Genomic DNA, 11,304 nt, shown 5'->3' with positions numbered 1-11,304 from the left:
GGGGGCAATGATGGCGGACTTCTGGGCGGATTATCTCTTCCCGCTGATCATCATGGTGGCACAGAGCGTGCTGCTGCTGGTCGCACTGCTGCTGATCGTGGCCTACATCCTGTACGCGGACCGCAAGGTCTGGGCGGCGGTGCAGATCCGTCGCGGCCCGAACGTCGTCGGGCCCTGGGGCCTGCTGCAGTCCTTTGCCGACCTTCTGAAATTCGTGCTGAAGGAGCCGGTGATCCCGGCCGGCGCCAACAAGGGCCTGTTCCTGCTGGCGCCGCTGGTCACCGTGACGCTGGCGCTGACCGCCTGGGCGGTGGTTCCGGTCGCCGACGGGTGGGTGATCGCCGACATCAATGTCGGCATCCTGTTCATCCTCGCGATCTCCTCGCTCGGCGTCTACGGCATCATCATCGGCGGCTGGGCTTCGAACTCGAAGTATCCGTTCCTGTCGGCGCTGCGCTCGGCGGCGCAGATGGTCTCCTACGAGGTGTCCATCGGCTTCGTCATCGTGACGGTGCTCTTGTGCGTCGGCTCTCTGAACCTCACGGACATCGTCCTGGCGCAGAAGACCGGCCTCGCCAGCGCGCTCGGGCTTCCGTGGCTGGCCTTCCTGAACTGGTACTGGCTGCCGCTGTTCCCGATGTTCGTGATCTTCTTCATCTCGGCGCTGGCGGAGACCAACCGTCCTCCGTTCGATCTGGCCGAGGCCGAGTCCGAGCTGGTCGCCGGTTTCATGGTCGAGTACGGCTCCACGCCCTACATGATGTTCATGCTCGGCGAGTATGTGTCGATCGCGCTGATGTGTGCGCTGACGACCATCCTGTTCATGGGTGGCTGGCTGCCCCCGCTGGACGTCGCACCCTTCACCTGGGTCCCGGGCTTCGTCTGGTTCCTGCTGAAGTCGCTGCTGGTGTTCTTCATGTTCGCGATGGTCAAGGCGATGGTCCCGCGCTACCGCTACGACCAGCTGATGCGCCTCGGCTGGAAGGTGTTCCTGCCGCTGTCGCTGGCCATGGTGTTCGTCGTCGCGGCCGTGCTGATGGCCATGGGCTGGGCGCCGACCGGCGCGTAAGGGCCGGGCAGGCGAGGGCCGGGCACATAAGGGGAGGGCGGCATGTCGGTCTCGATTGCAGGACTGATCGGTGCCGCCATCGGCCTGTATGTGGGCTGGATCGACTACAAGATCGTCGTCGGCGTCCTGAGGGCGGCGGCGGAACGGCAAAAGCAGCAGAGCGGGCGTGAAAGCCTGCTCGGGCGATACATGGGCCAGCTCCAGATCCTGGTGATGGCCTTCTCGCTGGTCGGGTTTCCGGTGGTCGGGTACCTGGCAGGCAGTTCGCTCGCCGGCTAGGCGGGCGGGGAATTCCGGGTCGGCGGCCGACGGGCGGCATGCCGGCACAGTTCAAGGATTTGGCCGCTCGCGGTCCGCGCCCTTGCCGGGGCTTGCGGGACCGGCGGGCGGGCCAGAGGAAAACGTAACCACGGGGCTAGACGCCATGGCACTGCAACAGGCGGCAAAATCGCTTCTGCTGAAGGAGTTCGTCTCCGCCTTCTTCCTGGCGATGCGCTACTTCTTCAAGCCGAAGCCGACGATCAACTACCCCTTCGAGAAGGGGCCGGTGAGCCCGCGGTTCCGCGGCGAGCACGCGCTGCGCCGTTATCCGAACGGCGAGGAGCGCTGCATCGCGTGCAAGCTGTGCGAGGCGATCTGTCCGGCTCAGGCGATCACCATCGAGGCCGGCCCGCGCCGCAACGACGGCACGCGGCGCACGACCCGTTACGACATCGACATGGTCAAGTGCATCTACTGCGGCTTCTGTCAGGAGGCTTGCCCGGTGGACGCGATCGTCGAGGGGCCGAACTTCGAGTTCGCCACCGAGACGCGCGAGGAGCTGTACTACGACAAGGAAAAGCTGCTGGCGAACGGCGACCGTTGGGAGCGGGAGATCGCCAGCAACATCGCCATGGACGCGCCTTATCGCTGAGGCGGCGGGAGTGGACGGCGCGCGGCCCGTGGTCTAAGACGAGGCCGCTGCGCGCCGGAAGCGCCCAATTCATCTGGAGCCGCGACGCGGCTGCGACTTAAACGGGGACGACGGGGGCACACCGCGACATGGTCCTGCAAGCCATCTTCTTCTATCTCTTCGCCGCTGTTGCGGTCGCGTCGGCCTTCATGGTCATCGCGTCCCGCAATCCGGTGCACTCCGTCCTGTTCCTGATTCTCGCCTTCTTCAACGCCGCGGGCCTGTTCATCCTGCTCGGGGCGGAGTTCCTGGCGATGCTGCTCGTCGTCGTCTATGTCGGCGCGGTGATGGTGCTGTTCCTGTTCGTGGTGATGATGCTCGACGTCGACTTCGTCGAGATGCGCCAGGGCTTCCTGCAGTACATGCCGGTGGGCGGCCTGATCGGCCTGATCCTCCTGGTCGAGCTGCTGTTCGTGCTCGGCGCCTGGGTGATATCGCCAGAGATCGCCGGAACGACGGCCGCGCCCGCGCCGCTGCCTGCGGACATGTCGAACATCCGCGCGCTCGGCGAGCTCGTCTACACCCGCTACATCCTGTTCTTCCAGACGGCCGGCCTCGTCCTGCTGGTGGCGATGATCGGCGCCATCGTGCTGACGCTGCGCCACAAGGAAGGCGTGCGGCGGCAGAACATCTCTGAGCAGGTCGGCCGCACGCGCGAAGCGTCGGTCGAGGTGCGCAAGGTCGAAACCGGCAAGGGTATCTGAGGATCCCGCCATTCACATGCCAGGTGCGCGCCCGCCCGGGCCGCGCGCCGCAAGGTCTCACTCGGGGGAGCATCACGAGGCGCCCATGGAAATCGGTCTGTCACACTATCTGGCGGTCGCCGCGATTCTGTTCACCATCGGAATCTTCGGCATCTTCCTGAACCGCAAGAACGTGATCGTCATCCTGATGTCGGTGGAGCTCTTGCTGCTCTCCGTCAACATCAACCTGGTCGCCTTCTCGGCGTTCCTCGGCGATCTGGTCGGGCAGGTCTTCGCGCTTCTGGTGCTGACCGTCGCGGCTGCCGAGGCGGCCATCGGCCTTGCGATCCTGGTGGTGTTCTACCGCAACCGCGGCTCGATCGCGGTTGAAGACGTCAACATGATGAAGGGGTAAGGGCAGGATGTACCAGCTTATCGTCTTTCTGCCCCTGATCGGCTTCCTGATCGCCGGCCTCTTCGGCCGGGTGATCGGCGCCAAGGCGAGCGAATACGTCACCTCCGGCCTGCTGATCGTGGCGGCCATCCTGTCGTGGATCGGGTTCTTCTCCATCGGCTTCGGCGACACTGCCGTGGTCAAGGAGCCGGTGATGCGCTGGATCACGTCCGGCACGTTCGATGTCGAGTGGACCATTCGCGTCGACACGCTGACCGCCGTCATGCTGGTGGTGGTCAACTCCGTGTCCGCGCTCGTGCATGTCTACTCCATCGGCTACATGCACCACGATCCGCACCGGCCGCGCTTCTTTGCCTATCTGTCGCTGTTCACCTTCGCCATGCTGACGCTGGTGACCTCCGACAACCTGCTGCAGATGTTCTTCGGCTGGGAGGGCGTCGGTCTCGCCTCGTATCTGCTGATCGGCTTCTGGTACCAGAAGCCCTCGGCGAACGCTGCGGCGATGAAGGCCTTCGTGGTCAACCGCGTCGGCGACTTCGGCTTCATCCTCGGCATCTTCGGCATCTTCGTGCTGTTCGGCTCGGCCGACTACGACGCGATCTTCGCCAATGCCCAGGCCTTTGCGGAAGGCGAGCCGAAGGTCGTGCTCGACTTCCTCGGCTACCAGCTGACCCAGGACGCGGCGCTGACCGTGACCTGCCTGCTGCTGTTCATGGGCGCCATGGGCAAGTCGGCGCAGTTTCTGCTGCACACCTGGCTGCCGGACGCGATGGAAGGCCCGACGCCGGTCTCCGCGCTGATCCACGCCGCCACCATGGTGACCGCGGGCGTGTTCATGGTCGCGCGTCTGTCGCCGGTCTTCGAGCTGTCGCACACCGCGCTGACCGTGGTGACGTTCTTCGGCGCGACGACGGCGTTCTTCGCGGCGACCGTCGGCCTGGTGCAGAACGACATCAAGCGCGTCATCGCCTACTCGACCTGCTCGCAGCTCGGCTACATGTTCGTCGCGCTCGGCGTCGGCGGCTACTCGATCGCGATCTTCCACCTGTTCACGCACGCCTTCTTCAAGGCGCTCTTGTTCCTCGGCGCCGGCTCGGTGATCCATGCCGTGTCGAACGAGCAGGACATGCGCAAGATGGGCGGGCTGCGCAAGCATATCCCGCTGACCTACTGGATGATGGTGATCGGCACGCTGGCCCTGACCGGCTTCCCGCTGACCGCCGGCTTCTTCTCCAAGGACGGCGTGATCGAGGCGGCCTATGTCGGCCACAACGCCTTCGCCATGTACGGCTTCTGGCTGACCGTGGCGGCTGCCGGCCTGACCTCGTTCTACTCCTGGCGCCTTGCCTTCATGACCTTCCACGGCAAGCCGCGTGCCTCCGTCGACGTGATGAAGCATGTGCACGAGAGCCCGCTGGTGATGACCGTGCCCCTGATGATCCTGTCGGTCGGCGCGCTGTTCGCGGGTCTCGCCTTTGCCGGCGTGTTCATGGGCGAGGGCTACGAGGGCTTCTGGAAGGGGGCGCTGTTCACCTCCGAGGAGAACCATATCCTGCACGACATCCACGAGGTGCCGCTGTGGGTGAAGGCATCGCCCTTCGTGATGATGGTGCTCGGCTTCGCGTTCGCCTGGCTGTTCTACATCCGTTCGCCCGAGATTCCGCGCCGCCTGGCGGAGCGTCACGACGGCCTGTACCGCTTCCTGTTGAACAAGTGGTACTTCGACGAGCTGTATGACGCGATCTTCGTCCGGCCCGCCATGTGGCTCGGCCGCCAGCTCTGGAAGAAGGGCGACGGGGCGACCATCGACCGGCTCGGACCGGACGGCATCGCCGCCCGCGTCCAGGACGTCAGCTCCTGGGCCGTGCGTCTGCAGACCGGATATCTCTATCACTACGCATTCGCCATGCTGATCGGCGTCGCCGCGCTGATCACCTGGTCCATGTTCTCCGTCGGGGGCGCTCACTGATGAGCAACTGGCCGCTTCTTTCGATCACGACCTTCCTTCCGCTGGTCGGCGTCTTCTTCATCCTGCTGGTCCGCGGCGAGGACGAGGGGGCGAAGGAGAACATGCGCCGCGTGGCGCTGATCACCACGGTGTTCACCTTCATCGTGTCGCTCTTCATCTGGGGCGGCTTCGATGCGGCAAATCCCGGCTTCCAGTTCCAGGAAAGCGGGGAGTGGCTGGGCGCCAACATGGGCTACCGGATGGGCGTCGACGGCATCTCCATGCTGTTTGTCATCCTGACCACGTTCCTGATGCCCTTCTGCATCCTCGCCAGCTGGCAGAGCGTGCAGCTGCGGGTGAAGGAATACATGATCGCCTTCCTGGTGCTGGAAACGCTGATGATCGGCGTGTTCTGCGCGCTGGACCTGGTCATGTTCTACGTGTTCTTCGAGGCCAGCCTGATCCCGATGTTCCTGATCATCGGCGTGTGGGGCGGCAAGCGGCGCGTCTATGCCAGCTACAAGTTCTTCCTCTACACGCTGCTCGGCTCGCTCCTGATGCTGATCGCGCTGATGGCGATGTACTGGAACGCGGGCACCACCGACATCCCGACGCTGATGTCGCACGGCTTCCCTGAGAACATGCAGACCTGGCTGTGGCTGGCCTTCTTCGCCTCCTTCGCGGTGAAGATGCCGATGTGGCCGGTGCATACCTGGCTGCCGGATGCGCACGTGGAGGCGCCGACGGCGGGCTCGGTCATCCTGGCGGCGATCCTGCTTAAGATGGGCGGCTATGGCTTCCTGCGCTTCTCGCTGCCGATGTTCCCGCTGGCGAGCGAGATGTTCGCGCCGCTGATCTTCACCCTCTCGGTGGTGGCCATCGTCTACACCTCGCTGGTGGCGCTCGCCCAGGAAGACATCAAGAAGCTGATCGCCTACTCCTCGGTGGCGCACATGGGCTACGTGACCATGGGCATCTTCACCATGACGGAGCAGGGCGTGCAGGGGGCTCTGTTCCAGATGCTCTCGCACGGCATCGTCTCCGGCGCGCTGTTCCTGTGCGTCGGCGTGATCTATGACCGCATGCACACTCGCGACATCGCCGCCTATGGCGGTCTGGTGAACCGGATGCCGTTCTATGCGGTGGCCTTCCTGATCTTCACCATGGCCAATGTCGGCCTTCCGGGCACCAGCGGCTTCGTCGGCGAGTTCCTGACGCTGATGGGCGCGTTCCAGGTGAACACCTGGGTGGCCCTGATCGCGACCTCGGGCGTCGTCCTGTCGGCCGCCTATGCGCTCTTCCTCTACCGGCGCGTCGTGTTCGGCGTGCTCGACAAGGAGAGCCTGAAGTCGATCACCGACCTCACGCTCCGCGAGAAGGTGATCCTGGTTCCGATGATCATCCTGACCATCCTGTTCGGCTTCTATCCGGCGCCGATCCTGGATGCCACAGCCGCCTCCGTGGGCGCGCTGGTCACGCAATACCAGGCCGCGATCGAGGCGGCCCAGTCGACCGCCATGCTGGCGCAGTAAGGTCCCGAGGACGAAAGACGCCATGAACGCCTATTCCCAACTCCCGGATCTCTCGCCCGCGCTGCCGGAGCTGTTCCTCGCCATCGGCGCGCTGGCGCTGCTGATGATCGGCGTGTTCGGCGGCCGCAAGATCACGCCCTACGTGACCGCGCTGTCGGTCGCGCTGCTGGCGGTGGCGGCGCTGCCGCTGCTGCTGCCCGCGCAGTTCGGTATCACCGAAACGCTGAGCTTCCACGGCGCCTTCGTGCTCGACGGCTTTGCCCGCTATCTCAAGCTGCTGACGCTGATCGGCTCTGGCTTCGCCATCGCCATGTCGGTCGCCTTCGCCCGCAACGAGAATTTCGAGCGGTTCGAGTATCCGGTGCTGATCGTGCTGTCGACGCTCGGCATGCTCCTGATGCTGTCGGCCAACGATCTGATCACGCTCTATCTCGGCCTCGAGCTGTCCTCTCTGGCGCTCTACGTCATCGCGGCGTTCAACCGCGACAGCGTGCGCTCCACCGAGGCGGGCCTGAAATATTTCGTCCTCGGCTCGGTGTCCTCCGGCATGCTGCTCTACGGCATGTCGCTGGTCTACGGCTTCACCGGCCAGACCGGCTTTGCGGCCATCGCCGCGGCGGTCACCGCGCAGGGCGGGTCTTCGCTCGGCCTGATCTTCGGTCTCGTGTTCATCCTCGCCGGCCTTGCCTTCAAGATCTCGGCCGTGCCGTTCCACATGTGGACGCCGGACGTCTATGAGGGCGCGCCGACCCCGGTCACGGCCTTCTTCGCCGCCGCGCCCAAGATCGCCGCCATGGGCCTCATGACCCGTGTCGTCATCGAGGCGTTCGAGCCGGTGACCCACGACTGGCAGCAGATTGTTGTCTTCATCTCCATCGCCTCGATGGCGCTCGGCGCCTTCGCCGCGATCGGACAGAAGAACATCAAGCGCCTGATGGCCTATTCGTCCATCGGCCACATGGGCTTTGCGCTGGTCGGCCTTGCCGCCGGCTCGAAGGCCGGTGTCGAAGGCGTCATGATCTACATGACCGCCTATCTGGCGATGACGCTGGGTGCCTTCGCCTGCATCCTGTCGATGCGCCGCAAGGACGGCATGGTCGAGGAGATTTCCGACCTCGCCGGCCTGTCGCGCACCAACCTGCCGATGGCGGTGTTGCTCGGCATCCTGATGTTCTCGCTGGCCGGCATTCCGCCCTTCGTCGGCTTCTTCGCCAAGTTCTACGTGTTCCTGGCGGCGGTCGAGGCGGGTCTCTATCCGCTGGCGGTGATCGGCATGCTGGCCTCGGTGGTCGGTGCCTACTATTACCTGCGCATCTGCAAGGTGATGTTCTTCGACGAGCCGGCACGCCAGTTCCTGCCGATGCCGGTGGAGCTGAAGTTCACCCTCGGCCTGTCCTCGGCCTTCGTGGTGTTCTTCGTGGTCTTCGCCGGGTCCATCGTCGAGATGGCCGGCACGGCAGCGGGGACGCTGTTCTGAGCACCTTCGCCTTCGACGGCCGGGTCCGCGAGGTTCCCGGCGTCGCTGGATACCGCGTTGCCGACCACGCGGAACTGGGGTCGACGAACAGCGCCGCCCTTGCCGCGGCTGCCGAGGGAGATCCCGGCAATCTGTGGATTGTCGCCGGCCGTCAGACCTCTGGGCGCGGCCGGCGCGCCCGCCCTTGGGTTTCCGAGCCGGGCAACCTATATACATCCTTGCTGACCATCGATCCGGTGCCGCCCGCCCGGATCGGACAGTTCCCGCTGATCGCCGCGCTTGCCCTTGCCGATGCCGTCGACACGATGACCGGCTCCTACGGACTTGTCCGGCTCAAGTGGCCGAACGACCTCCTGGTGGATGGCGCCAAGATTTCCGGCATCCTGCTGGAGGCCACCATGCTTGCCGATGGACGGCGGGCGGTGGTATGCGGCTTCGGGCTCAATCTTTCGCATCATCCGGAACTGCCGGATTACAAGGCGGCCGACCTTGCCGGGCTCGGCTATCAGATCAGCCCGGAGCAGGCCTTCACGGCGCTTGCCGCCAGCCTCGCGCGGCACATGCAGCGCTGGCGCGAGGCGCCGTTCTCGAGCTGTCTCGACGACTGGCGCAGCCGCGCCGTCGGGATCGGTGCGCCGATCCGGGTGCGGCTGGAGAACCGCGAACTGAACGGGATTTTCGCCGGGCTCGACCCGGAGGGGCGGCTGGTGCTGGAGACCGGCGACACGAGGCAGACCATCGCCGCGGGCGATGTCTTCTTCGATGGCGCGGCCCTGGGGACACCTGCTGCCGGCCATACGGCCGGCTGACGACGAGATTGCAGGCGGGCATGTCGCGGATGCCCTGCCGGTGACCACAAACGCGACGCGAGGCTGTCCGCATGCGGCGGACGGCCCATATTGGCATTCGAGACGACCGGCCCGGGGCGGGATCCGCAAGGATCGCTGCCGCCTGGTCGGTCCATACAGGAGCATTCAATGGCCACCAGAAAAAGAGCCGGCGGCAAGGGCACGGGCGAGAACGAGCTCGTGTTCGTCGCGCTCGGCGGCCTCGGCGAGATCGGCATGAACATGGCGCTCTACGGCTACGGCCCGGAGCATGATCGCCGCTGGCTGATGGTCGATTGCGGCGTGACCTTCGCCGGGCCGGACCTTCCCGGCGTCGACATCGTCGTTCCCGACATCCGTTTCATCGAGGAAGAGCTAGACCGGCTCGACGGCATCGTCATCACCCACGCGCACGAGGATCATTACGGCGCCATCGTGCATCTGTGGCCGCGGCTCAAGGCGCCGCTCTACATGACGCCGTTCACGGCGGCGCTGCTGGAGGCCAAGGCCGCCGGCGAGCCGGGCGTCGGCAAGATCCCGGTCACGGTGGTGGAGCAGGGCGCGCGCGTCGAGATCGGCCCGTTCGAGGTCGAGTTCGTCGCCATGTCGCATTCGATCCCCGAGCCGTGTGCGCTGGCGATCCGCAGCCCGGCCGGCACGGTGCTGCATTCGGGCGACTGGAAGATCGACCCCACGCCTGGCATCGGCAAGCCGATCGACACCCAGCGCCTGGCCGAGATCGGCGACGAGGGCGTCCTCGCCCTGATCTGCGACAGCACCAATGCCCCGCGCGAGGGCTCCAGCCCCAGCGAGGCGGACGTTTCCACCGGGCTCGCCAAGGTCATCCGCAAGGCCAAGCGCCGCGTCGCGGTGACCACCTTCGCCTCCAACGTGGCACGTATCCGCTCGGTCGCTCTGGCTGCGCAGGAGGCCGAGCGCGATGTGGTGGTGATGGGCCGTTCCATGCAGCGGACCATCGAGGTCGCCCGCGAGCTCGGCTATCTCGACGACCTTCCCGCGTTCCTGTCCGAGGATGCCTATGGCTACCTGCCGCCGGAGCGCGTGGTGTTGCTGCTGACCGGCAGCCAGGGCGAGGAGAGGGCGGCGCTGGCGCGCATCGCGTCCGGCGACCACCGCAATGTCGCGCTGTCGAAGGGCGACATGGTGATCTTTTCCTCCCGAACGATCCCCGGCAACGAGAAGGCGGTCGGCAGCATCATCAACAAGCTGGCCGAGTCCGAGGTCGAGATCGTCACCGACCGCGACGCACTCGTGCATGTGTCGGGCCACCCGCGCCAGGACGAGCTGGTGCAGCTTTACGAGCTGGTGAAGCCGAAGGCGCTGATCCCCGCTCATGGCGAGGCAATGCACCTGAAGGCGCATCGCGACCTTGCGGTGCGCCACGGCATCAAGGACACGCTGATCGCCCGCAACGGCGACGTGGTGCGGCTGGGGACGGGCAAGCTGACGGTGGTCGACGAGGTGCCGACCGGCATCACCGTCAAGGACGGGTTGCTCTACGGCGATCTGGAAGAGATGGGCGTCAACGAGCGGCGCAAGCTCTCCTTCGCCGGCGCGGTCACCGTGTGCGTCGTCATCGACGCCAAGGGCGCACTGATCGGAGAGCCGATGGCGTCGCTTTTCGGCCTGCCGGAAACCGACCGCGAGGGCGACGATCTGGAGGACATCGTCATCGACGAGGTGATCTCCGCGCTGGAAAGCATTCCCAAGAACCGGCGCAAGGACGACGACGTCGTCGCCGAGGCGGCCCGCCGCGCGGCGCGTGCGGCCGTGCGCGATTGCTGGGGCAAAAAGCCTCTGACCGAGGCGCTGGTCCAGCGCGTGTGACCAATTGACGGGTGGCGGGCGCGCTCGCCATGCGTCATGACTGTTGCGTCATGACGGGCGGGCCGGGCGCTGCGGCCCGGCCGTCGTCTCTTGTGGAGGGAAGCTGATGATCGGACGCCTGAACCATGTGGCCATCGCCGTGCCGGACCTTGAGGCTGCGACGGCGACCTATCGCGATACGCTGGGGGCGCGGGTTTCGCAGCCGCAGCCCGAGCCGGACCATGGCGTCACCGTCGTCTTCATCGAGCTGCCCAACACCAAGATCGAGCTGCTGGAAGCGCTCGGCGAGAATTCGCCGATCAATGCCTTCCTGGAGCGCAATCCCTCCGGCGGCATCCATCATGTCTGCTACGAGGTGGACGATATTCTCGCCGCCCGCGACCGGCTGGTGGAAAAGGGGGCGAGGGTGCTGGGAACGGGCGAGCCGAAGATCGGCGCGCATGGCAAGCCGGTGCTGTTCCTGCACCCGAAGGATTTCAACGGCACCCTGGTGGAGCTGGAGCAGGTCTGACGACCTGCCGTCCACCTGCGTGCAACGTTCTCGTTAAAAAGG

Annotated in this window: 11 protein-coding genes; all 11 read left to right on the top strand. The window is 65.6% G+C overall.

Annotation, left to right across the window (positions count from 1 at the left end):
- Window positions 1-10 precede the first annotated feature (10 nt).
- Window positions 11-1,069, top strand: a complete 1,059-nt coding sequence (nuoH, locus tag H7H34_RS11100; RefSeq protein ID WP_185925221.1) for an NADH-quinone oxidoreductase subunit NuoH — start codon at window positions 11-13, stop codon at window positions 1,067-1,069.
- A 42-nt stretch (window positions 1,070-1,111) separates the two neighbouring features.
- The gene (locus H7H34_RS11095; protein WP_097174513.1) at window positions 1,112-1,348 is read left to right on the top strand and encodes a hypothetical protein; all 237 of its coding nucleotides are present in this window, start codon (window positions 1,112-1,114) and stop codon (window positions 1,346-1,348) included.
- A gap of 145 nt (window positions 1,349-1,493) precedes the next feature.
- Window positions 1,494-1,982: an NADH-quinone oxidoreductase subunit NuoI gene (gene nuoI / locus H7H34_RS11090; RefSeq protein ID WP_067215330.1), complete on the top strand. Its 489-nt coding sequence runs from the start codon at window positions 1,494-1,496 to the stop codon at window positions 1,980-1,982.
- Between the two features lie 128 nt (window positions 1,983-2,110).
- Window positions 2,111-2,725: an NADH-quinone oxidoreductase subunit J gene (locus tag H7H34_RS11085; protein ID WP_067215328.1), complete on the top strand. Its 615-nt coding sequence runs from the start codon at window positions 2,111-2,113 to the stop codon at window positions 2,723-2,725.
- An 85-nt stretch (window positions 2,726-2,810) separates the two neighbouring features.
- The gene (gene nuoK, locus H7H34_RS11080; protein WP_067215325.1) at window positions 2,811-3,119 is read left to right on the top strand and encodes an NADH-quinone oxidoreductase subunit NuoK; all 309 of its coding nucleotides are present in this window, start codon (window positions 2,811-2,813) and stop codon (window positions 3,117-3,119) included.
- A 7-nt stretch (window positions 3,120-3,126) separates the two neighbouring features.
- Window positions 3,127-5,088 (top strand): NADH-quinone oxidoreductase subunit L, encoded by a 1,962-nt coding sequence (nuoL, locus tag H7H34_RS11075; protein WP_120267851.1) that lies wholly within the window; start codon window positions 3,127-3,129, stop codon window positions 5,086-5,088.
- Window positions 5,088-6,599 carry an NADH-quinone oxidoreductase subunit M gene (locus H7H34_RS11070; RefSeq protein ID WP_185925220.1) on the top strand — a complete coding sequence of 504 codons (1,512 nt, stop codon included), beginning with the start codon at window positions 5,088-5,090 and terminating at the stop codon, window positions 6,597-6,599. The genes nuoL and H7H34_RS11070 overlap by 1 nt, the downstream gene beginning before the upstream one ends.
- A 22-nt stretch (window positions 6,600-6,621) precedes the next feature.
- Window positions 6,622-8,076, top strand: a complete 1,455-nt coding sequence (gene nuoN, locus H7H34_RS11065) for an NADH-quinone oxidoreductase subunit NuoN (protein ID WP_120267853.1) — start codon at window positions 6,622-6,624, stop codon at window positions 8,074-8,076.
- On the top strand, window positions 8,073-8,885 hold the full coding sequence (locus H7H34_RS11060) for a biotin--[acetyl-CoA-carboxylase] ligase (protein WP_185926514.1): 813 nt from the start codon (window positions 8,073-8,075) through the stop codon (window positions 8,883-8,885). Before nuoN ends, H7H34_RS11060 begins: the two co-directional genes overlap by 4 nt.
- Before the next feature lie 168 nt (window positions 8,886-9,053).
- A complete protein-coding gene (locus tag H7H34_RS11055; protein ID WP_120267855.1) occupies window positions 9,054-10,751 on the top strand; it encodes a ribonuclease J in 1,698 nt (565 codons plus the stop codon).
- 106 nt (window positions 10,752-10,857) lie between these two features.
- On the top strand, window positions 10,858-11,262 hold the full coding sequence (gene mce / locus H7H34_RS11050) for a methylmalonyl-CoA epimerase (protein WP_185925219.1): 405 nt from the start codon (window positions 10,858-10,860) through the stop codon (window positions 11,260-11,262).
- Window positions 11,263-11,304: the final 42 nt, after the last annotated feature.

The sequence above is a fragment of the Stappia sp. 28M-7 genome (assembly GCF_014252955.1).
Classification (GTDB): domain Bacteria; phylum Pseudomonadota; class Alphaproteobacteria; order Rhizobiales; family Stappiaceae; genus Stappia.
The sequence above is the reverse complement of the archived record's forward strand: the minus strand, read 5'-3'. Positions and strand labels throughout refer to the sequence as shown.

Excerpts from the sequence above, each read along its gene's own strand:
- nuoH (WP_185925221.1), top strand. The coding sequence starts at position 11 with ATGGCGGACTTCTGGGCGGATTATCTCTTCCCGCTGATCATCATGGTG.
- mce (WP_185925219.1), top strand. The coding sequence starts at position 10,858 with ATGATCGGACGCCTGAACCATGTGGCCATCGCCGTGCCGGACCTTGAG.
- H7H34_RS11070 (WP_185925220.1), top strand. The coding sequence starts at position 5,088 with ATGAGCAACTGGCCGCTTCTTTCGATCACGACCTTCCTTCCGCTGGTC.
- nuoI (WP_067215330.1), top strand. The coding sequence starts at position 1,494 with ATGGCACTGCAACAGGCGGCAAAATCGCTTCTGCTGAAGGAGTTCGTC.
- H7H34_RS11085 (WP_067215328.1), top strand. The coding sequence starts at position 2,111 with ATGGTCCTGCAAGCCATCTTCTTCTATCTCTTCGCCGCTGTTGCGGTC.
- H7H34_RS11095 (WP_097174513.1), top strand. The coding sequence starts at position 1,112 with ATGTCGGTCTCGATTGCAGGACTGATCGGTGCCGCCATCGGCCTGTAT.
- nuoN (WP_120267853.1), top strand. The coding sequence starts at position 6,622 with ATGAACGCCTATTCCCAACTCCCGGATCTCTCGCCCGCGCTGCCGGAG.
- nuoK (WP_067215325.1), top strand. The coding sequence starts at position 2,811 with ATGGAAATCGGTCTGTCACACTATCTGGCGGTCGCCGCGATTCTGTTC.
- H7H34_RS11055 (WP_120267855.1), top strand. The coding sequence starts at position 9,054 with ATGGCCACCAGAAAAAGAGCCGGCGGCAAGGGCACGGGCGAGAACGAG.
- nuoL (WP_120267851.1), top strand. The coding sequence starts at position 3,127 with ATGTACCAGCTTATCGTCTTTCTGCCCCTGATCGGCTTCCTGATCGCC.